This window comes from Rhizobium sophoriradicis (genome assembly GCF_025200795.1).
Lineage (GTDB): Bacteria > Pseudomonadota > Alphaproteobacteria > Rhizobiales > Rhizobiaceae > Rhizobium > Rhizobium sophoriradicis.
On sequence record NZ_CP104152.1, the window covers coordinates 2,856,330 to 2,877,819 of the forward strand.

The 21,490-nt window shown below is 60.5% G+C and carries 18 protein-coding genes and 2 pseudogenes; 11 read left to right on the forward strand and 9 right to left on the reverse strand.

Annotated features, from left to right (window positions below; translation table 11 throughout):
- Positions 1-76: 76 nt before the first annotated feature.
- A complete protein-coding gene (locus tag N2597_RS14240; RefSeq protein ID WP_010058894.1) occupies positions 77-1,009 on the forward strand; it encodes a ribose-phosphate pyrophosphokinase in 933 nt (310 codons plus the stop codon).
- Between the two features lie 314 nt (positions 1,010-1,323).
- Here N2597_RS14240 and N2597_RS14245 read toward each other — a convergent pair whose 3' ends face one another.
- Positions 1,324-2,862, reverse strand: coding sequence for a hypothetical protein (locus tag N2597_RS14245; protein ID WP_183597115.1), 1,539 nt, complete (start codon positions 2,860-2,862; stop codon positions 1,324-1,326).
- Between the two features lie 376 nt (positions 2,863-3,238).
- Here N2597_RS14245 and N2597_RS14250 point away from each other — a divergent pair, with 376 nt between their 5' ends.
- The 5 genes and pseudogenes from N2597_RS14250 to N2597_RS14270 all read left to right on the forward strand — a co-directional run bounded on the left by N2597_RS14250 (position 3,239) and on the right by N2597_RS14270 (position 8,402).
- Positions 3,239-3,847 carry a 50S ribosomal protein L25/general stress protein Ctc gene (locus N2597_RS14250; RefSeq protein WP_009996000.1) on the forward strand — a complete coding sequence of 203 codons (609 nt, stop codon included), beginning with the start codon at positions 3,239-3,241 and terminating at the stop codon, positions 3,845-3,847.
- Between the two features lie 184 nt (positions 3,848-4,031).
- The gene (locus tag N2597_RS14255) at positions 4,032-6,383 is read left to right on the forward strand and encodes an EAL domain-containing protein (protein WP_183597113.1); all 2,352 of its coding nucleotides are present in this window, start codon (positions 4,032-4,034) and stop codon (positions 6,381-6,383) included.
- 24 nt (positions 6,384-6,407) lie between these two features.
- The gene (locus N2597_RS14260; protein ID WP_183597111.1) at positions 6,408-7,121 is read left to right on the forward strand and encodes a substrate-binding periplasmic protein; all 714 of its coding nucleotides are present in this window, start codon (positions 6,408-6,410) and stop codon (positions 7,119-7,121) included.
- A 90-nt stretch (positions 7,122-7,211) separates the two neighbouring features.
- Positions 7,212-7,943 carry an aminoacyl-tRNA hydrolase gene (gene pth, locus N2597_RS14265; protein WP_183597109.1) on the forward strand — a complete coding sequence of 244 codons (732 nt, stop codon included), beginning with the start codon at positions 7,212-7,214 and terminating at the stop codon, positions 7,941-7,943.
- Positions 7,940-8,402 (forward strand): annotated as a pseudogene (locus N2597_RS14270) (N-acetyltransferase family protein). The gene pth and the pseudogene N2597_RS14270 overlap by 4 nt, the downstream one beginning before the upstream one ends.
- Positions 8,403-8,409: 7 nt before the next feature.
- On the opposite strand, the gene clpS reads toward N2597_RS14270, so the two are convergent.
- The gene (gene clpS / locus N2597_RS14275; RefSeq protein ID WP_004680128.1) at positions 8,410-8,721 is read right to left on the reverse strand and encodes an ATP-dependent Clp protease adapter ClpS; all 312 of its coding nucleotides are present in this window, start codon (positions 8,719-8,721) and stop codon (positions 8,410-8,412) included.
- 324 nt (positions 8,722-9,045) lie between these two features.
- Here clpS and ychF point away from each other — a divergent pair, with 324 nt between their 5' ends.
- Complete coding sequence (gene ychF / locus N2597_RS14280; protein ID WP_077990030.1) at positions 9,046-10,149, forward strand: redox-regulated ATPase YchF; 1,104 nt, start codon at positions 9,046-9,048, stop codon at positions 10,147-10,149.
- Positions 10,150-10,168: 19 nt separating this feature from the next.
- Here ychF and N2597_RS14285 read toward each other — a convergent pair.
- A pseudogene (locus N2597_RS14285) lies at positions 10,169-11,247 on the reverse strand (hypothetical protein).
- 194 nt (positions 11,248-11,441) lie between these two features.
- Here N2597_RS14285 and N2597_RS14290 point away from each other — a divergent pair.
- Together N2597_RS14290 and N2597_RS14295 are read left to right on the forward strand one after the other, a co-directional pair.
- Positions 11,442-11,924: a MaoC family dehydratase gene (locus N2597_RS14290; RefSeq protein ID WP_077990028.1), complete on the forward strand. Its 483-nt coding sequence runs from the start codon at positions 11,442-11,444 to the stop codon at positions 11,922-11,924.
- Positions 11,921-12,388 (forward strand): MaoC family dehydratase, encoded by a 468-nt coding sequence (locus N2597_RS14295; protein ID WP_077990027.1) that lies wholly within the window; start codon positions 11,921-11,923, stop codon positions 12,386-12,388. The genes N2597_RS14290 and N2597_RS14295 overlap by 4 nt, the downstream gene beginning before the upstream one ends.
- A 27-nt stretch (positions 12,389-12,415) precedes the next feature.
- Here N2597_RS14295 and N2597_RS14300 read toward each other — a convergent pair whose 3' ends face one another.
- The 4 genes from N2597_RS14300 to petA form a co-directional block, all read right to left on the reverse strand.
- Positions 12,416-12,961: an adenine phosphoribosyltransferase gene (locus N2597_RS14300; RefSeq protein WP_010058411.1), complete on the reverse strand. Its 546-nt coding sequence runs from the start codon at positions 12,959-12,961 to the stop codon at positions 12,416-12,418.
- Between the two features lie 275 nt (positions 12,962-13,236).
- Positions 13,237-14,118: a cytochrome c1 gene (locus N2597_RS14305; RefSeq protein ID WP_038690380.1), complete on the reverse strand. Its 882-nt coding sequence runs from the start codon at positions 14,116-14,118 to the stop codon at positions 13,237-13,239.
- Between the two features lie 25 nt (positions 14,119-14,143).
- Positions 14,144-15,424: a cytochrome b gene (locus N2597_RS14310; protein WP_038690382.1), complete on the reverse strand. Its 1,281-nt coding sequence runs from the start codon at positions 15,422-15,424 to the stop codon at positions 14,144-14,146.
- 14 nt (positions 15,425-15,438) lie between these two features.
- Positions 15,439-16,017, reverse strand: a complete 579-nt coding sequence (gene petA, locus N2597_RS14315) for a ubiquinol-cytochrome c reductase iron-sulfur subunit (RefSeq protein WP_009982651.1) — start codon at positions 16,015-16,017, stop codon at positions 15,439-15,441.
- Between the two features lie 286 nt (positions 16,018-16,303).
- Between petA and N2597_RS14320 the strand changes: the two genes are divergently transcribed.
- Positions 16,304-17,236 (forward strand): endonuclease/exonuclease/phosphatase family protein, encoded by a 933-nt coding sequence (locus N2597_RS14320; protein ID WP_077990025.1) that lies wholly within the window; start codon positions 16,304-16,306, stop codon positions 17,234-17,236.
- Here N2597_RS14320 and N2597_RS14325 read toward each other — a convergent pair.
- On the reverse strand, positions 17,192-19,105 hold the full coding sequence (locus N2597_RS14325) for an ABC transporter ATP-binding protein (RefSeq protein WP_183597108.1): 1,914 nt from the start codon (positions 19,103-19,105) through the stop codon (positions 17,192-17,194). The two genes, N2597_RS14320 and N2597_RS14325, sit on opposite strands and share 45 nt — an antisense overlap.
- Positions 19,106-19,266: 161 nt before the next feature.
- On the opposite strand from N2597_RS14325, the gene N2597_RS14330 reads away from it, so the two are divergent.
- Positions 19,267-19,497 carry a CopG family transcriptional regulator gene (locus N2597_RS14330; protein ID WP_077990045.1) on the forward strand — a complete coding sequence of 77 codons (231 nt, stop codon included), beginning with the start codon at positions 19,267-19,269 and terminating at the stop codon, positions 19,495-19,497.
- Positions 19,498-19,591: 94 nt separating this feature from the next.
- Here the strand turns inward: N2597_RS14330 and N2597_RS14335 are convergent, their stop codons facing one another.
- Positions 19,592-21,448: an ABC transporter ATP-binding protein gene (locus N2597_RS14335; protein ID WP_183597106.1), complete on the reverse strand. Its 1,857-nt coding sequence runs from the start codon at positions 21,446-21,448 to the stop codon at positions 19,592-19,594.
- Between the last annotated feature and the right edge of the window lie 42 nt (positions 21,449-21,490).

Here is a 21,490-nt window from a genome sequence, read left to right on the forward strand (position 1 = left end):
GTGGCGCCTTTGCCCTTGCATTCACGGGGAAGCTGACTAAAAAGCGCGGCTATCAGCGCATAACAGGCGGACCAACATGAAGGTTTTCGCAGGCAATTCGAACCGGCAACTCGCCGAAGCGATCTGCAACTATCTCAACGTTCCCTTGGGGAAAGCCAGCGTCCGAAGGTTTGCCGATCAGGAAATCTTCGTCGAAATTCAGGAAAACGTCCGCGGCGAGGACGTTTTCCTCGTACAGCCGACGTCCTACCCTGCCAACGACCATCTGATGGAACTGCTGATCATGATCGACGCCATGCGTCGTTCGTCAGCCCGCCGCATCACGGCCGTGCTCCCCTATTTCGGCTATGCCCGCCAGGACCGCCGCGCCTCCGGCCGCACCCCGATCTCAGCCAAGCTCGTCTCGAACCTGATCACCGAAGCCGGCGCCGACCGCGTCATGACGCTCGATCTCCACGCCGGTCAGATCCAGGGCTTTTTCGACATTCCGACGGACAATCTATATGCGCTGCCGGTCCTGACGCGCGACATCAAGAGCCACTATGACCTGAGCAACGTCATGGTCGTCTCGCCTGACGTCGGCGGCGTCGTTCGCGCCCGTGCGCTTGCCAAGCGACTGGACTGTCTTCTGTCGATCGTCGACAAGCGTCGCGACCGGCCGGGTGAATCCGAAGTCATGAACATCATCGGCGACGTCACCGGCAAGGACTGCCTGCTGATCGACGATATCGTCGATTCCGGCGGCACGCTCTGCAATGCGGCCGATGCGCTGCTTGCCCAGGGCGCCTCTAGCGTCACGGCCTATATCACCCACGGCGTGCTGTCCGGCGGCGCCGTCACCCGCGTCACCTCGTCCAAGCTGCGTGAACTTGTCATCACCGACTCGATCCAGCCAACGACGGCCGTGCAGTCTGCCCATAATATCCGCGTTGTGACGACTGCTCCGCTAATCGGCGAAGCCATCAGCCGGACGAGCCAGGAAGAATCCGTCTCCAGCCTCTTCGATTAAAAAGAGCCGGCGTTCACAGAGCAGTAGAAAAGTGTCGTTCTGAGTGAGCGCCGCCCGCCCCGTAGGCGGGGCGAAGGGATATGCCGCACCGGCTTTCCTTACCCTCGACACTGCATTCGGCACCTCCCCTCGCCCCGTTTACGGGGGTCCGCAGGACGGGTCGAGAACCGTGACTCCACCCCGGCAAGGGCTAGGGTGGGGCAGCCCGTCGAGATAACCGGACAGCCGTGGCTCAACGCCGAGTCAGAACGGAGTTGGTCAAAACGCTGAAGCCGGCGCAAGGCCGGCCTCTTTCTTATCCCTATTGACGACGCTCAAGGCTGCTGCGGCGGCGCAGGCACCGCGTCCTGGCCCTGCTCCTGCTCCTGGTCTGGCTCCAGCCCCTGGTCTTGATCCGAAGCGTCCGGCCCCTTGACCATCTGGCCGTTGACCGTGACCGCGCCGTCGCGGCTGACGCTGATGTCCCAACGCGAACGACCGTCGGGATCGGTCTTGGCAAAGCCCTTCACCATCATGATGCCGAAGGAGACCTGGTTGAGATCGGGATCGGTCTTGGCAAGTTCCTGAACTGCCGCGATCGTCTTGTCGAGATCGCGCGCCAGGATCGTCGCCTCCATAGAATAGTCCTTTTCGGTGTCGACCCGGCCTTCGATCTTGCCCGTCATATCGACGTCATAAACATCCGACTTGGCGCTGATCTTCGGGAACTCCACCTTGAGAAGGCCGTCGCGGAAGAGCTTCTTCGCCATCTCCTCGCCGGTCTTCTCGGGTGCCTTGTCATTGAAATCCACCGCCATCAGGTCGTTGCCGAAGCTTGCGAAATCCAGGTTCGGAACAGCGACCTGAAAATCGAAATTGGTCGGCATGAATGTCGCGTAGTTTGCCGGCATTAGCGGCGTGTCGAGGCTGATCTCCTGCGCGTTCATGCCGAAGCCGAAACGCATGGCGTCGCTCGGGCCCTCAATGGCGAGGTTGTAGTTGAATGCCTTGGCGCCGCCCTTGCCCATCTCGTTCGTGACGGACAGGTCGTTGACCCCGATCGTCTCGCTGAACAAGGTCAGAAGCGGAAATGCTTCCTTCGCTATTGTCTTTATCTTGTCGGTATTTTCCGAGCTCAATTCCTTCTCATCGAGATGGTCGAGCATGAAGAAGACCATCTCGCGAATCTGCTTCGCCGGCAGGCCGTTCACCTTGGCATCGACATTGATTGAGCCGGCACGAATTTCGATGGGCGGCATTTGCAGGCCGGAAACCTGCTCGACAAAACCAGACATCGACGCGCTGCCGACAAAATCGATGCGTCCGTTGCCGCCTGCACTGTCCGTCGAACTCAGCTTCTGGTCCATGCTGGCGATGGCGGCATGAACTTCCTCGGTTTCAGACTTGCTGGCGACCTTGACGTCCTTGACCGCGAAGGTGCCTGAGCGCAGATAGCTGATTGCTGGGTCGAAAACACCGCTATAGACGATCGAAGCGATGGAATAGGTGAAATTCGTAGTTTTCTGATCCGGGTCTTTAAAATGGCCGGAGACGTTGAAACTGTCGTCACCTTCGATATTCCAAAGCCCATTGTCGAGCGGCGTGGCGAATGTCGAGAACGGGGTAAGACCGTTGATGGTGAAGGTCGCCGGATCGACTTTTGCAAGCAGCTTCGCCAGATCATAGATGATCTCGTAGCGCGTGCCCGCCGGATTGACGGTGATGAAGCCGCTCTTCGCCAGATCATCTGGAAGCAACTTTGTCAGAGTGTCCCTGACGGTGTTGGCGCCATCCTGATTGATCTCCACGGCCTCGGCCGTGGTAAAAACGCAAAGGGCAAGCAAGCTCGTTGCCGTGACAAGTTTGAGACGCATAGTCTGGTTTCTCCTCAGCCGCTTTTTGAGCGGCCATCCAAAGATGCGAAGCCCGGCGATGTCAAGCCAAGTGGCCCTGGACGGACGCGGTTTTGAAGTGATTTCATGAGGTTCGTATCTTTGAGCCGAAGCCCGGCCTACGCTTGTTGATGTCGCCGGGGCTCATTCCCAGCCATGGCCGGTGACGCCTGCGAGGGCGGCAGCCTCGCCGCAATCAGCAACTTGCGTTTCCGAGCGACTTATAATATAGGCCACCGGTCCGTGTAGACACCCTTGGAGGCAACGCGGATGAGGATGGGGAAACCCGCCTCTGGTTCGACGGAACAAGGCTTTTGCCCGCCGACGAACTCTCCAAATAACCTCGAAAGGAATAGCCATGAGCCAGGAAACTTACGAGCTCAAGGCCGAGGCGCGCGAACGGGTTGGTAAGGGGTCCGCCCGTGAACTTCGCCGCAACGGTTTCATTCCCGCTGTCATCTATGGTGACAAGCAGGCCCCCATTGCCATCGCTCTCAACACCAATGAGGTGACGAAGCGCATCCACGCCGGCGGTTTCATGACGACCGTCGCGACCATCGAAGTCGACGGCAAGAAGTACAAGGTTCTGCCGAAGGACTACCAGCTCGATCCGGTCCGCGATTTCACGATGCATGTCGATTTCCTCCGCGTCTCCGGCAACACTCAGGTGACCGTCGAAATCCCCGTTCACTTCATCAACGAAGAGAAGTCCCAGGGCCTCAAGGTCGGTGGCGTTCTGAACATCGTCCGCCACTCGGTCGAAGTTCATTGCCCGGCCGATGCGATCCCGGAATTCTTCGACATTGACCTCAGCGGCAAGAAGATCGGCGATAGTATCCACATTTCGGAAGTCACCCTGCCGAAGGGCGTGACCACGGTCATCGACCGCGACTTCACGATCGCGACCATCGTCGCTCCGGCTGCCGGTGTCGACGAAAGCGCCGAAGAAGGCGAAACCGAAGCCTGATCGCTTCACTCCATTTATAATACATATGGCCCGCCTCCCCCAGGAAGGCGGGCTTTTCGTTGCCCGCAGACCCCCGTTTCAGCAACATTTAACATATTCGTGAAAGCATGCCTCGTCAGCTGCGAAGAAGCCGGCCCGAACGCGCGACAGCAAATATGGCTGGCCTGGGGGAGTAAACGGAACCATGAACAATTCCGTTGAGAACAGGTTTTTTGGGATTGTTTGCGGAGCGCTGCTTGTTTTTGTCGCTCCTCTCTTTGTTCTCTTTCTTTTTCTTTCTTCGGAGCGGGCCGACAAGGAAATACGCGACCATATCTCGGTTCTTCTTGTCGCCAACGCCCAGGCGCTGGCAAAGCCCCTCTGGGACCTCGATGAAGAAAGCGTCACTCAGATCAGCGCGACGGTCGTTTCCCAGGGCGCCATCGTCAAGGTCGAAGTGCGCGACCAGTCAGGCCAGCTCGACGTCAGCCAGTCCACCATTCCCCGCTCCTTCGACGGCAAGCTCGTGCAGGTGTCGCGTGCCATCATCTACAACACCGTCGATGGCCCGAAGAATCTCGGCAGTATCAGCGTCTACTATCCCACTATCGGCCTGTTTTCCGGTCTGAAGCAGGAAGAGGTCGTCTTCATTTCGATCTTCATCTTCGCAGTTCTGACCGTTTTCGGCACCGCGTTGATCGGCAACCGCTTCTTCGTCATCCAGCCGCTGATGCGGCTGACGGCAGCGATCGAGGCCACCCGCCAGCTCGGCTCCCGCCATCACGTCGACTGGCAGTCGAACGACGAGATGGGACGGCTCGCCCGCAGCTTCAACGAGATGCAGACCAAGCTCGAAAGCGAGGAGAAGGAGCTGAAGCTCGCCCATCGCCGCGCCACCGATATCTACAATCTGACCCCCGCCATGCTCTTCTCGCTCGACGAGGAAGACCGCATTACCGCCGTCAGCGATTATTGGCTGCTTGCCACCGGCTATAATCGCGCCGCCGTCATCGGCCGCAACTTCGCCGATCTCGTCACGGCAAACACCCGCGACAAGTTCGTCAAGCGCCGCCGGGCCGAGAGCGGCATGGCGGTTACCGTCAAGTTCGTCTGCCTGGACGGCCGCACCATGGACGTCCTTATCATGGAATCGGAAGCCGGCGCCGGCGCTCACGATCGCCTCTCCCTGTCGGTCATGACCGATGTGACCGAGCTCAAGGCGTCCGAGGACCGCAACCATCGCCAGGCAATCACTGATCACCTGACCGGGCTTCTCAACCGCCAGGGTTTTGAAGCCGTGCTCGACAGCAAGATCGCTGCGGCAGACGCCGCTGGTCAGGAGCTCGCCTGCCTCTTCGTCGATCTAGACCGCTTCAAGTGGATCAACGACAATATGGGCCATGCCGCTGGCGACAGGGCATTGATCGAGCTGGTTGCGCGCCTGAAGACCCATCTTGCTCCCTTCGACGAGGCGGCTCGTCTCGGCGGCGACGAATTCGCCATCCTGCTGCCGGCGAAGGACGCCGAAAGGCGCGCCAAGGGGATGTGCGAGCAAATCGCCTCGGTCTTCGAAACGCCATTTGCCCCGGACATGCATCTGAGCGCTTCGATCGGCATCGCCATCTATCCGCATCATGCCGCGACCGCAGCCGAGCTGCTGCAGAAATCCGACATGGCGATGTATGCCAAGAAACGCGACGGCAAGAATGGTGCGCAGCTCTTCGACAATGCCATGCTCGACCGCGCCCGCAGCCGCGCCGAAATCGAGGCCAATATCGAAGCCGGCCTCGTCGACAACTGGTTCGACGCTTTCCTGCAGCCGATCGTCAATCTGAACGGCCGCGGCATTGCCGGTTTCGAGGCGCTGATGCGCCTCAACCATCCGCAGAAGGGCCTGATGCCGCCGGCCGAGATCATCAGCGTCGCCGAAGAAACGGGAAAGATCGTCCGCGTCGGCAACGTCATCATGGAGAAGGCGATCGCCAACCTCGCGAAAATTTCCCGCATATCGGGCATGCAGGACACCTATATCGCCATCAACTTCTCGCCGCTGCAGTTCGAACCGGCGCTGCCGGCCCGGCTTGCCGCGATTGTCGGCCGCCACGGCATCCGCCCCGAACGCATCGTCGTCGAGATCACCGAAGCAGTGCTGATGCATGACAACCCTGAGATCCGCATGATCGTCACGGAGCTTCGCCGCTTCGGCTGCCGCATCGCGCTCGACGATTTCGGCACCGGCTATTCGTCGCTGAGCTACCTCAACCGCTTCCCTGTCGACATCATCAAGATCGACCAGTCCTTTACTCGCGCGATCAATGACGGCGACGATGACGTGCGCCAGAAGAGCCGCATGCTGATCGAAGGCATTACCACCCTCTCCCACAAGATGAACTGCACCGTCATCGCCGAGGGCATCGAGACCGAAGAGGAATGCCGCACGCTCCACCAGATGGGACTGGACTATGGCCAGGGCTACCTCTTCCATCGCCCGCAGCACGCAGCCAAGCTCATCGAGGAACTGATGATGCCGCAATCGGCCGTCGCGCGCGCCTCATAAATGAAGAACGAAGGAGATGATCCGATGAAAAAGCTCCTGCTTCTTGCATGCCTGGCGCTGCCCTGCGCCGCCCATGCGCAGACGATCAATTTCACGACCGAGGATTACGCCCCCTTCAACTATCGCGAAGGCAAGGAGATCAAGGGTGCGACGGTCGAGCAGGTCGAAAAGGTGATGGCCGCGATCGGCGTCGACTATACGATCGAGGTCTTGCCCTGGGCGCGCGCTTTCGGTCTCGCCCGCACGGCGCCGATGACCTGCGTTTTCGCCACCGCCCACAACAGCGCCCGCGACCCGCTGTTCAAATGGATCGAGCCGCTGCTGATCGATCGCAATATCCTGATCACCCGCAAGGGCTCGGGCGTCACCGCCGGCAATCTAGACGAGGCGAAGAAATATACGATCGGCACACAGCGGGAGGACTACACCGAGGCGACCCTGAAGGAGAAGGGCTTCACCAAGCTCGACGTCGCCAGCGACTTCAACGCCACGCTGCGCAAGCTGCTGAGCGGCCGCATCGACATGATGCCGATCTCCGAACTCTATTTCGACAAGCTGAAGGCCGACCAGCCAGTGGAGATGGTGACCGTGCTCTCGGCCCAGCCGATGGGCATTGCCTGCGAAAAAGGCTTTCCGGACGATCTGCGCGCCAAGATGCAATCAGCGCTCGACAAGCTGATCGCCGATGGCGAACAGAAAAAGATCTTCCTGAAATACGGCATGAACCTGTCCGACTGACGCAGCCAGACGGGCCGATGCCCTTTCCGCTTGACTTTGCTCCCATTTCCGGGTGGTGAACGCAGAACAACAAGCAAGGAATGACAGGCCATGCTGATCATCGCGGGTCTCGGCAATCCCGGCGCCAAATACGCCGGCAACCGTCACAATATCGGCTTCATGGCCGTTGACGCCATCCATCGGCGCCACAGCTTTTCGCCCTGGTCGAAGAAGTTCAAGGCGGAGATTTCCGAGGGTGAACTGGGCGGCGAAAAGGTGCTGCTGATCAAGCCGCAGACCTATATGAACCTCTCCGGCGAGGCCGTCGGCGAGGCCATGCGCTTCTACAAGCTCCAGCCGGCCGACCTTATCGCGATTTACGACGAGCTGGATCTTCCGGCCGGCAAGGCGCGGCTGAAGACCGGCGGCGGCCATGGCGGCCACAACGGCATTAAGTCGCTGGACGCCCATTGCGGCAAGGAATACCGGCGGCTGCGCCTCGGCATCGGCCATCCCGGCCTCAAGGAAATGGTGCAGAACCATGTGCTCGGTGATTTCGCCAAGGCCGACAAGGTCTGGCTCGAACCACTTCTCGACACGCTGGCCGACAATGCCGACATGCTGGTGCGAAACGAGGATTCGCAGCTGATGAACAAGATCGCGCTGGCGCTCGGCGGCAAGGCCGAGGAAGAAAAGCCGCGCAAGGAAGGCAAGGACAGCGAGAAGAAGCCGGCAGGCCAGTCGCATATCCGCCAGGCCCGCAGCAGCAATCAGCCGAAACTCCCCGCCACCGGTCCCATGGCCGAGATGCTGAAGAAGATGTTCGGCAATAAGGGGGAATGAGGCCGATGCCGAACCAGGATTTCGCCATCCGTCCCGCAACTGCCGGCGACCTTCCGGGATTGACCGTCCTCTACCGGCATTTGAACCCGACGGATCCGGTTCTCGACAAGGGCCACGGCCGAGGAACGCCTCTGCACCATACTCGCCCAGCCCGGCATGACCCTATTCATCGGCTTTGCCGGCAATCTCGCAGCCGCCACTGTGACGATGATCGTCGTGCCGAACCTGACGCGAGGCGGCGCCTCTTATGCGCTGATCGAAAACGTCGTCACCCATGCCGACCATCGCCGGCGCGGCTATGCCGGTGCCGTCATCGGCCATGCGGTGGAACAGGCCTGGAGGGCCGGCTGCTATAAGGTGATGCTGCTCACCGGCTCGAAGAACCCCGCCACGCTGCGCTTCTACGAGAATTGTGGCTTCGTGCAGGACAAGACCGGCTATCAAATCCGCCGACTCTGAGCCCCGGCTATTCCTCGGGCTCCGTCGTGAACATCAACGGAAAGCCCATCTCCTTGGCAAGGTCGATGCCTTCCTTGGCCTTGGTTTCGGCGATATCCTTGGCGCAGACCACGACCACGCAGGAACCGAGCTTGTGCGCCGTCATCATCACCCGGTAGCCGGTCTCCTCGCTCATGCGGAAGACAACCTTCAGGATGACGATGACGAATTCGCGCGGCGTATAATCGTCATTGACGAGGATGACCTTGTAGAGCTTCGGCTTGTCCAGCTTCGGCTTCACCTTGGTCTTCGGTTTTAGGGCAACGTCGTTGTCACTCATCGGAAAATCCACCCGTTGATGACATGGTCAGGAATCTTCAAAACAACTAATCATTGTCGATGACGAATTTTCGACGGTGCGCCGTGGCTGCCCTCCTCGATCAGGAGGAAATTGGCCGCCGGGTTGAGGCCGGATGTGCGGCCGGCAGGAGCGACCGTGCATCTGACGAAATCCGCAATGCATCGAAACCGCGATCGGCCTCAAAATAGGCCGGCGCCGTTCCTTGGGCAAGTGAGCAAGGTTAAAAGCTCGCTAAGACTTGACCATATTGCTCCTTTATCCCATAGGCACCAGCAAGAAATTCAAGAACAGCAGGTTTTAGCCATGGGCTTCAAATGCGGCATCGTCGGACTGCCGAACGTCGGCAAATCGACCCTCTTCAACGCGCTCACCAAGACGGCGGCGGCACAGGCGGCGAATTATCCCTTTTGCACGATCGAGCCGAATACCGGCGAAGTAGCCGTACCCGATCCGCGCATGCGCAAGCTTGCCGATATCGCCAAGTCAAAGGAACTTATCCCGACCCGCATCTCCTTCGTCGACATCGCCGGCCTGGTGCGCGGCGCCTCGAAGGGTGAGGGCCTTGGCAACCAGTTCCTCGCTAATATCCGCGAGGTCGACGCCATCGTGCATGTGCTGCGCTGCTTCGAAGACAGCGATATCACCCATGTCGAGGGCCGCATCAATCCCGTTGCCGATGCCGAGACGATCGAGACCGAGTTGATGCTCGCCGATCTCGAAAGCCTGGAACGCCGCACCGAGCAGACGCGCAAGCGTGCCACCGGCAAGGACAAGGAATCGATGGCGATGCTGCCGATCATGGAAGCGTCGCTGAAGCTGCTCAACGAGGGCAAGCCGGTGCGCACGCTGCTGCCGACGCTCGATGCCGAGGAGATCGCCATCCTCAAGGGCCTCAACTTGCTGACCTCGCATCCGGTGCTCTATGTCTGCAACGTCGCCGAAAGCGACGCCTCGACCGGCAACGAATTCACCGAGGCCGTCGCCGCCATGGCCAGGGAACAAGGCGCCGAAACCGTCGTCATCTCGGCGGCGATCGAGGCTGAGGTCGCTCAGCTTCCCGAGGATGAGGCCAAGGAATTCCTCTCCGCCCTCGACCTTGACGAGGCCGGCCTCGACCGGCTGATCCGCGCCGGCTACAAGCTGCTCCACCTCATCACCTATTTCACCGTCGGCCCGAAGGAAACGCGAGCCTGGACGATCGAGCGCGGCACCAAGGCGCCGCAGGCCGCCGGCGTCATCCATTCGGATTTCGAGCGCGGCTTCATCCGCGCCAACACCATCGCCTATGACGATTACATCAAATATAACGGCGAAGTCGGCGCCAAGGATGCCGGCAAGGCGCGCGACGAAGGCAAGGAATACGTCGTCCAGGACGGCGACGTCATCCATTTCCGTTTCAATACCTAAATAAAAGAGCGCTGCCGCCTTAACCCGGCGGCAGCCTGTTTGCGATGGCCGGCGGCAGTGTCCTGAGCACCAGCCGCCGAAGCGGCATCCAGCCGGTGCCGATGATTAATACGATTGCGCCGACAATGATCAGCGTGGTGAAGATTAGGTGTCGACCGTGGCGCTTCCCTGCCGGAAGACGCCGAAGATCGCAACACCGAGCGACAGCAGTCCCGAAGTGACGAAGGCGCGGCGATCGATGATGAGACCGAGCAGCATCAGCGCCGCCACCGTCGCAACGACGACGGGTGTCCGCGACGACATGTTCGCGACGTCGACAATACGAGTATCTGCTCCGAACGACAGCAGGGAAACGGTGCTATAGAGCAGCGCCGGCGCCGCGCCGAGATGCAGCCAGAAAGCGATATCCGAACGCGTCGTCCGCCGCAGCCGGTCGCCGAGATCGAAATAGAGCGCCAGCGCAAACAATCCGACCGCGCAGATCAGGGCAACCAGCGCCAGCACGGCGGGATGATCGAGGAAAAACGCCGGATTGCCGCTTGCCCACTGTGCCAGGCGCAAAAGCAGGGTGAGGACGAAGGCAAGCACCGACATGATGCAGAGCGCCAGCGAAAGCGGTACGCGGTAGCGAGCATAATAGGCGCCGAGAATGATCGGGAAACCTGCGACGAACTGCGTCGCCTCCGCTCCGAAGGATGTTGCGGTCGGCGTCCACGGCGGGAAAAATCGCGACATCAGCAGGCAAGTCCAGCAGAACAGGGCGATCGTCAGGCTGACGGCCGGCAAAGCGAGCCGCTGGCGGCGCACCAGGATTTCCGAAAGGACGATGATCGCGGGCAGCACGGCATAAAGTGCAGAAAGCCCCCAGAGGCCTGCGAGCGCCACAACGACGCCGATGGTGATCAGCATGTCGTGAAAACCGCGCACGAAGCGCGGCGTCTCCGTGTCCGACCATGCCGGTCCGTCGGCGGCTGCCGGCTGCGGCTCGACAACCGCCACGCCGCGCTCGGTCAGGAAGGGCAGAAGCCGTCCGCCTGCCTCCGGCGAAATCAGCCCCTGGCGCGCAGCCTCGTCGAGTATAGACTTCAGTCCCGTCATGCCGGTTTATCTCCCCGGAATCATTGAGCTCACGCGGATGCTATTGTAAGCACTCGAGCATGATGCCGAAAAGTGTGAGCGGTTTTCGGGCGACACCATGCTCTAACTCTTTAATGTAGAACAGGATTCAGATTTCTAGGCCGATTCGGCCTAAAATCATTCTGTTCTAGGCCCTGCATATGGTGGAGGAGCGAATGTCGGCAGAAAAGTTTTTCTTCGAAGATTTCCCACCCGGCCAGCGCTTCGCCCTAGGTCCGAAGCCGGTGCTTGCCGAGGAGATCATCGAATTTGCCAGGGAATTCGATCCGCAGCCGATGCATCTCGACGAGGCCGCCGGCCGCGCCAGCATCCTCGGCGGGCTCGCCGCCTCCGGCTGGCATACGTCATCGATGCTGATGCGCATGATGGCCGACAGCTACATTCTGAACGCGCACTGCGAGGGCGCTCCGGGCATCGATCTGATGGAATGGCGAAAACCGGTGCTGGCCGGCGACACGCTGGACGGCCACTCGACCGTCCTCGAAGCCCGGCTGATGCGCTCGCGCCTTGGCATTGGCATCGTCAAGTTCCGTCATGTGGTGGAAAATCAGCGCGGCGAACTCGTCTGCCTTTCGGAGAATTCGGTCATGATCCGCACGCGCCCTGAAGACGGTATGGGTCCGGAGGTGTCGCGATGAGAATGTCCGAGCTTTACGCCGTCGGCGAGAAGGCCGAGATCGGCAGATACACTTTTACCGAGGAAAACATCATCCGCTTCGCGACACGTTATGATCCTCAGCGTTTTCATGTCGACAAGGAGGCCGCGAAAAATACCCTCTTCGGCGGCCTCTGCGCCTCCGGCTGGCACACCACCGCCGCTTGGATGCGAACCTTCCTCGCCTTCTGGCAAAGGCAAAGCGTCATGCTCGCCGAAAAGGGCCAGACGTCACCCAAGCTCGGCCCCTCACCCGGCTTTCAGAAACTACAATGGCTGCGGCCCGTCTTTGCGGGCGATGTCGTAACCTATTCCGTCGCCTTCCTCTCCAGCCGGCCGCTCGCGTCGCGGCCGGGCTGGCACCTCAACACGATCCTCTGCGAAGGCGTCAATCAGAATGGCGAGGCTGTGATGCGCTTCGAGAGCGGCGTCCTCGATTTCGACTGACGCCGCTGGTGCCGGGGTGAAGAAGGATCAATGCCCGGAGAATTCGACCAACGTGTGCACGACGACTCCGAGCTCTTCGAGCTTCCTGCGGCCACCGAGATCGGGGAGATCGATGACGAAGCAGGCGCCGACCACCTCCGCGCCGATCTGGCGCAGCAACTTCGTAGCCCCCACCGCCGTGCCGCCTGTGGCGATCAGGTCATCGACCAGGATCACCTTCTCGCCGGGCTGCACCGCATCGCGGTGCATCTCCATCTCGTCGACGCCATATTCGAGGCTGTAGGCGATGCGCACGGTATCGTGCGGCAGCTTGCCCTTCTTGCGGATCGGAACAAAGCCTGAGGAAAGCTGATGCGCCACCGCACCGCCGAGGATGAAGCCGCGCGCCTCCATGCCGGCGATCTTATCGATCTTCGTGCCTGCATAGGGCTGAACAAGTTCGTCGACCGCCCGGCGGAAAGCGCGGGGGTTGCCGAGCAGCGTGGTGATGTCGCGGAAAATGATGCCGGGCTTGGGGTAATCGGGAATGGAGCGAATGCTGGCTGCAAGCTCCGAAGTCGTATTTTTGTCCATCGAAAGTCCATATCTGCGAGGCATGAAACCAAAGCGCGCCGCGTCAAACCTGATTCAAGCGACGCGCTTTAGCGCATTTTTTTTGCGTGCTGTCCCGAAAGCGTGGCACACCTCCGGGCGACATGCATTAGAGCATGACGCCGAAAAGTGTGAGCGAGTTCGACGACATCGTGCTCTAACTCATTCGTGTTTCACCCGCACCCTATCAATTGGCGGGAGCGGAACAAACAAAAAAGGCGGCTCGCAAGCCGCCCTTCGAATTCAGAATGGAACGCTCAGTGTTCCTTGTTGGCGTAGATCGAGCGCTTCGTCAGATAGATCAGCACCGTAAAGATCGCCAGGAAGACCATGACCATGAAGCCGGTGCGCTTGCGCTCTTCGAGATGCGGCTCGGCAGCCCACATCAGGAAGGCGGTGACATCCCTCGAATACTGTTCGACAGTCGCCGGCGCGCCATCGTCATAGGTCACCTGGCCATCGGAGAGCGGCTTCGGCATGGCGAGAACGGCAGCAGCATTGAAGTAAGGGTTATAATGTCCACCCTGCGGCACCTGGAAACCCGCCGGCGGCTCTTCATAGCCGGTCAGCAGTGCGTGGATGTAATCCGGGCCGCTTTCCTGATACTGGGTGAAGATGTCGAAGACGAATTGCGGGAAGCCACGCTCGACTGAGCGGGCCTTGGCGATCAGCGAAAAATCAGGCGGAGCCGCGCCATTGTTGGAAGCAGCCGCGGCTTCAGCATTGGGGAAAGGCGACGGGAAGTAATCGGAAGGAACCGCCTTGCGGGTAAACATCTCGCCGCTGGCGTTGGGACCATCCTGGACTTCATAATTCGCGGCGAAGGCCTTCACCTGCGCCTCGGAATAGCCGAGTTCGCCGAGCGTGCGGAAAGGCACGAGCTTCATCGAATGACAGGCTGCACAGACTTCCGTGTAGACCTTGAGGCCGCGCTGGAGCTGGCCCTTGTCGTAGTGGCCGAACGGACCGGCGAAAGACCAATCCTCCTCCTTCGGATGCTTCAGCGGATAATGCGGCGTCTCACCTTCGGCGTGATGGGCCGGAGCCGCACCGTTGGCGGGCGCCTCCTCTGCCAGAGCCGCGCCGCTGAGACCGGCAACGACAGCGAGCGAGAGAATGCTTGCAACAAGCGTTTTCATGTATCTGTTCCCTTCCGTCGCGCGCTTACGCATTGGCCGCTGCGCCGGCGGCAGCTGTCTTGTTGCGCTTCTCGAGCACCGCTTCGGTGATCGAGTTCGGGATGCGGCGCGGCGTCTCGATCAGGCCGAGCACCGGCATGGCAACCAGGAAAAAGGCGAAGTAGAGGAGCGTGCAGACCTGAGAGATCCAGACGAAGTCACCTTCCGCCGGCTGCGATCCGAGCCAGCCGAGGATGATCGCGTTGATCACGAACAGCCAGAAGCAAAGCTTGTACCAGGGACGGTAGACCGCCGAGCGAACCTTGGACGTGTCGAGCCAGGGCAGGAAGAACAGCACGATGATCGCACCGAACATCACCAGCACGCCGCCGAGCTTGGAGTCGATCGGGCCGATGTTGAAGGTGATCGAACGCAGCATCGCGTAGAACGGCAGGAAGTACCATTCCGGAACGATGTGGGCCGGCGTCTTCAACGGGTCGGCCGGGATGTAGTTGTCGGCATGGCCGAGGAAGTTCGGCATGTAGAAGACGAAATAGGCATAGACCAGCAGGAAGACCGATACGCCGAGCGCATCCTTCATCGTCGCATAGGGCGTGAAGCGCACCGTGTCCGTCTTCGTCTTGACCTCGACGCCCGTCGGGTTGGTCTGGCCGGTGACGTGCAGCGCCCAGATGTGCAGGACGACGACGCCGGCGATCATGAAGGGCAGCAGGTAGTGCAGCGAGAAGAAGCGGTTCAGCGTCGGCTGTTCGACGGCAAAGCCGCCGAGCAGGAACTGCTGGAGCGATTCACCGATCATCGGGAAGGCCGAGAAGAAGCCGGTGATGACGGTCGCGCCCCAAAAGGACATCTGGCCCCAGGGCAGGACGTAGCCCATGAAGCCGGTCGCCATCATCAGGAGGTAGATGACGACGCCGAGGATCCAGAGGATTTCACGCGGCGCTTTGTAGGAACCGTAATAGAGGCCGCGGGCGATATGCAGGTAGACGGCGACGAAGAAGAAGGATGCGCCGTTGGCATGCATGTAGCGCAGCAGCCAGCCGTGGTTGACGTCGCGCATGATCTTTTCGACGGAGTTGAATGCAATCATCGTGTCGGCGGCGTAATGCATGGCGAGCACGATGCCCGTCAGGATCTGCACGACCAGCATGACGGAGAGCATGGCTCCGAAGGTATAGGCATAGTTCAGGTTTCGCGGAACCGGATATGCCACGAAGCTGTCATAGACCATGCGCGGCAGCGGCAGGCGCGCATCGACCCATTTCTCGAAGCCGGTTGATGGTTCGTAGCTGGAATGGCCACTCATGAATCAGTCTCCCCTCAACCGATCTTGATTTTGGTATCGGACACGAATGAAAAGGTCGGGATCGCCAGGTTCTCAGGCGCAGGACCCTTCCGGATGCGGCCGGCCGTGTCGTAGACCGAGCCATGGCAGGGACAGAACCAACCATTGTATTCGCCGGCCTGGCCGAGCGGAACGCAGCCGAGATGGGTGCAAGTGCCGATCATGACGATCCAGTTTTCCTTGCCCGCGCCGCCCGAACGGTCGACACCCGTCGCCTGAGCTTCGGCGGGAAGGTTTGCATTGCGGGCAACAGGATCCTTGAGGTCGGCCAGCGGAACATCGGCTGCGGCCTTCACTTCCTCAGGTGTGCGATTGCGGATGAAGATCGGCTTGCCGCGCCATTTCACGGTCAAGGACATGCCGGGCTCGAGGCTTGCGACATCGACCTCAATAGAAGCCAGCGCCAGCGTCGACGCATCCGGGCGCATCTGATCGATGAACGGCCACGCAACCGCAGCGGCGCCCACAGCACCCGCCATACCGGTGGTGAGATAAAGGAAATCACGGCGAGTGGGCTCTGTCGAAGCCTCGCTTGTCGTTTCGTGTTCGCTCACGGCTTAACCATCCTCTGCGCAATTATCGCGGAATTCCGCCCTGCCCCCTCTGCCGACGAATCGATCCAGACACAATTCGGCCATAGATTCCCCGGCAATCCGGCGCGTTCTAAGCTTGATCGCAAATTATGTCCAGCCTTGACAAGGGCACGAGGGCACAATGTCGCGGGAAATTTCCGATCAATTTTCTAAGGCAAACACCAGCTCGCGATTATGCTGCATTGCAACAAAAAAGCCGGCGTGATAGGCGCATCGGCAGCCAAGCCAGCGAGCCGGACCAAAGCGAATGAGAGACACGATTTTCTGCGTATTCAGCGTCCTCACCACGTTCGTCCTCGCCATTGTCTCGCTGCGCTACGTCACGAATTTCTATCTGCTTTCCCTCTTTTACAGCTTCCAGGTCCATCTGGCTGTGGCGGCAGCGGCCGCTTCCCTCGCAGCCCTCCTGGTCAAGCGGCACTGGTATGCGCTGCTGACGCTCGCCGTGTCGCTGGTCCTTGCCGTCCATGGCGTGGTGATGGCGCGCGAATTCGTCGAGGCCGCCGTCGAGGAGAGCCGCCCGGCTATCTTCCGGCTGATGTCCTTCAACATCGAGAACGATAATTTCGCAAACGGTCCTGCAATTGCCGACATGGTCATCGCCTCGGGCGCTGACGTCGTCAATATCCTCGAGGCCGAGCCGCTGCTGTCCGAACTGCCGCGGCTCCTGAAGACCTACCCCTATTACGTCGGCTGCGGCATCGGCATGGAGCAATGCGATACGCTCGTCCTGTCGAAGCGCCCACTCATCGAGCCCCGCATCCGTAACCTCGGCCTCCTCTGGCGCAACCGGCTGACGATTTCGACCATCGATTTCGACGGCCGGAAGGTCAATTTCCTCGCCGCGCACCTGACCAAGCCCTATTACGACGAATTCCACGGCCTGGAAATTGCAGATCTTGCGGAGGTTATTCCCTCCCTGCCGGGACCGCTCGTGCTCGCCGGTGATTTTAACACTTCGATCCTGGCGCCTGACGTGCAGTCTCTTATGCGCAGCCAGGGCCTGGGCACGGTGTCGCTGGAACCCGCGACATGGCCGATCGCAGCAGGCCCCTTCGGCATTCCGATCGACCACATCTTCAGCAAAGCGCCCCTGCGGCTGAAATCGGTCCGCCGCATCGCCGACAGCTATGGATCAAACCATTTTGGCCTCATGGCGGAATTCGCCATCGACCCCTGAGCCGAGATCCTCGTCCGCCGCGAGGAAGCCGCCGGACTGCCGCGCCCAAAGTTCGGCATAGAGCCCGCCCTGGCGAAGCAGTTCGTCGTGGCTGCCCTCCTCGATGATCCGGCCGAGATCGACGACGATCAGCCGGTCGAGCGCAGCGATCGTCGACAGCCGGTGGGCGATCGCAAGCACGGTCTTGCCCTCCATGATCCGATGGAGATTGGACTGGATCGCTTCTTCCACTTCCGAATCGAGCGCCGACGTCGCTTCGTCGAGAACCAGGATCGGCGCGTCCTTCAGCATCACCCGGGCAATGGCGATGCGCTGCCGCTGGCCGCCCGACAATTTGACGCCGCGCTCGCCGACATGTGCATCGAAGCCTCTGCGGCCCTGCTGGTCCTGCAGGCGGGCGATGAAATCGATGGCTTCGGCGCGCCGCGCCGCCTCGATCAGCCGCTCCTCGCCGGCGTCCGGCCGTCCGAACAAGATATTGTCGCGCACTGAACGATGCAGCAGCGAAGTATCCTGGCTGACAACGCCGATCTGCATCCGCAGCGTTTCCTGGGTTACGGCCGATATGTCCTGGCCATCGACGAGGATGCGGCCCTCCTGGAGGTCGTAGAGCCGTAGCAGCAGGTTCATCAACGTCGATTTTCCCGCGCCCGAACGGCCGACAATCCCGACTTTTTCGCCCGGGCGGATGGTCAGGGAGAAGTTCTCGACGACCGGCTGCTGATCCTTGCCATAGCGGAAGGAGACATTCTCGAACCGAATGCCGGGCTGGCGGATCACCAAGCTTTTCGCATCGGCGCGGTCGACGAGCCCGGGTGGCTGGGAGATCAACTCGGCGGCATTCTGGATGGTGCCGAGATTGCGCATGATGCCGTTGAACTGCGTCATCAGCCGTCCGAGCAGGAAATTCAGCCTCAGCACCAGTGCCAGCGAGAATGCCACCGCACCGGAACTGACCATGCCGCGCAGCCAGAGATCTACGCTCAAGCCTGCCATCGTCACGATCATCAGGCCGGAGAGCAGCGCCATCGAGGCCCTGACCCCGGTGATGAACCGCGTGAAGCGCAGCACCGTATCCTGATAGATATCGAAGCCCTGGCGCATGTAGCGGTCGCTCTCTTCGTCGCGGGCAAACAGCTTCAGCGTCTGCATATTGCTGTAGGAATCGACCATCCTGCCGTTCAGCATCGATCCGGCTTCCGCCGTCTCGCGGGAATGATGGCGAATCCGCGGGACGAAGTGGCGGGCAAGCAGGCTGAAGGCGCATAGCCAGAACAGCACGACGGCGGCAAGGGAAAAGTCCAGCCGGGCGACCAGCACCAGCGTCGTGACCGCATATATTCCGACAAACCAGACGCTTTCCATCAGCGAGGTGACGAGATCGCCGGTTGCCTGGCCGGCCGACCAGACCTTGGTGACGATGCGCCCGGAAAAATCGCTCTGAAAGAACGACAATGATTGCCTTGAGACGTGGAGATAAGATTGCCAACGTGCTAGATTGTAGAAGCCCGGGGTGATCACCTGCTGATCGACGAGGGCAATCAGAAAGGCGACGACGAAGCGCACCAGCCCGATCAGGGCGAGCATGCCGAACAGTTCGCCGCCATGGGCCGCGAGAAGACCGCTCCAGCCGGCACCGGGCGTAATACTGGCGAGAATATCGACGAGGCGTCCGACGAACCAGAAAAGTGCGGCTTCGATTGCCGCCGATGCGCCGCCAAGTATGAGCATGGCGATGAACGGCATCCTCGTCTGGCCGATATAGAACCAGATGAAGCCGAGCGTTGCCTGCGGCGGCTGAAGATTGGCGCGCGGGCGGAACGGATCGATCCAGGTCTCGAACAGGCGGAAGATGGGTCGCAGAAACATGGAAGCGATATAGGCGGAATGGGCAGAGCGGCAAAGGGAATGATAAGGGGTCGCAATCTTATATTTTTGTAATGATCGGTAACATCGGCGGCATCGCCATTGATTGCTCGCCAACCGGTCACAATCTGACGATAGGATCGCGCTTCAACGGAGGGAAGGCCATGGAAACGAAAATGCTCGATGCGCATATTCCGCTTCCGCTCGCAGCAAGGTTGGATGCCCTGGCCGCCGACCTGGCGCTGCCGCGCGATCTGATCGTCGCCGAGGCCATCGCCGCCTGGCTCGACACCGAGGAACGCCGCCGCATCAGCACGCTGCGCACGCTCGCGGCCGCCAACACCATTGTGGTCGTCGAACATGACCGGGTGATTGACTGGGCTGACAGTCTTTGAACAGGGGAAACGGCGCCCTGTTCCCTATTGGCAAGTAGAAAACAGTTTAACAACTCAAAAGGCCCTCCCTGCTCTCCCAGGGAGGGCCTTTTGATCATTCCGCCGCCTCTTCCGCCTCTTCCGCATGATCGGAGAGGAAGCCGCCGGACTGACGGTTCCAGAGATCGGCGTAGATGCCGCCATTTTCGATCAGTTCGGTATGCGAGCCGGCTTCGATGATCCGGCCCTTGTCGAGCACGATCAACCGGTCCATCTCGGTCAGCGTCGACAGCCGGTGGGCGATCGCAATCACCGTCTTGCCTTCCATCAGCGCGAAGAGGTTTTCCTGGATCGCTGCCTCGACTTCAGAATCGAGCGCCGAGGTCGCCTCGTCGAGCACCAGGATCGGCGCATCCTTCAGGAAGACGCGAGCGATCGCGATGCGCTGCCGTTGGCCCCCGGACAGCTTGACGCCACGTTCGCCGACCTGCGCGTCGAGCCCTTGGCGCCCCTGCATGTCGACGAGCCCTTCGATGAACTCCCAAGCATTGGCGCGCTTGGCGGCCTCGATCACTTCGGCGTCCGTCGCCTCCGGTCGGCCGTAGGCGATGTTGTCGCGGATCGAGCGATGCAGTAGCGAGGTATCCTGCGTTACTACCCCGATCAGCGAGCGCAGGCTTTCCTGTGAGACGCCGGATATATCCTGGCCATCGATGGTGATGCGGCCGCCCTCCAGGTCGTAGAAGCGCAGCAGCAGGTTCATCAGCGTCGTCTTGCCGGCACCGGAGCGCCCGACGAGACCAACCTTCTCGCCCGCCTTGATGTCGAGCGACAGGTTGTCGATGATGCCCTTGCTCTTGCCGTAGTGGAAGCGGATGCGTTCGTAGTGGATTGCGCCCTTCTTCGCCGTCATGGCAGGCGCACCCGGCTTGTCGACGATGTCGTGCTGCTTGCTCATCATCTCCATGCCGTCGTAGACCGTGCCGATATTCTCGAACAGGGCCGAGACTTCCCACATGATCCATTGCGACATGCCATTGACGCGCATGGCAAGACCGATGGAGATGGCGATCGCACCGACCGAAATCGCACCGTTCAGCCAGAACCAGATCGACAGGCCCGAGACGACAAAGAGCGCGACGCAGTTGTTCACGTAGACGCTGATGTGGAAGAGCGTCACCTTGCGCATCTGCCTGTGCACGGTCTGCAGGAACTCGTTCATGCCCTGCTTGGCATAAACCTCCTCGCGGCCCGCATGCGAAAACAGCTTGACGGTGGCGATGTTCGTGTAGCTGTCGACCACGCGTCCCGTCATCATCGAACGTGCATCCGCCTGCTGCGCCGAGATCTTGCGAAGCTGCGGCACGAAATAAGAGACGATGCTGATATAGATGGCGAGCCAAACGAGGATCGGGATCATCAGTCGCCAGTCGGCGGCCGCAATGACGATGATCATCGTCAGGAAATAGCTGACGACGTAAACGAAGACGTCGAGGACCTTCATCACCGTTTCGCGCACGGCAAGCGAGGTCTGCATCACCTTTGTCGCGACACGCCCGGCAAACTCATTGGCGAAGAACGTCATGCTGTGGCGCAGCAGGAAGCGGTGCATCTGCCAGCGCGCCATCATCGGGTAATTGCCGAGCAGCATCTGGTGCATGATGAGGGAATCCAGGCCGGCCGCCAGCGGCAGGCCGACCAGCACCAGCACCGCCATCCAGAACAACTTGTGGCCTTCCGTCTGCAGGAAGGTGGCGCGGTCGGCATTGGTCAGCCAGTCGACGATGTCGCCAAGAAATTGAAAGAGCGCCACTTCGCCGACGGCGATCGACGCCGTCAGCAACGCCATCAGGCCGAGCCAGGGTGCTGCCGGCTTGCTGTAGTGCCAGCAAAAGGCAAAAAGACCTTTGGGCGGAGCGACAGGCTCCTCGCTCGGAAAGGGATTGAGTCGCTGTTCGAACCAGCCAAACATGAAATTGCTCCGAAACATCAGCGTCTCGGCTCCCGGCTTCGC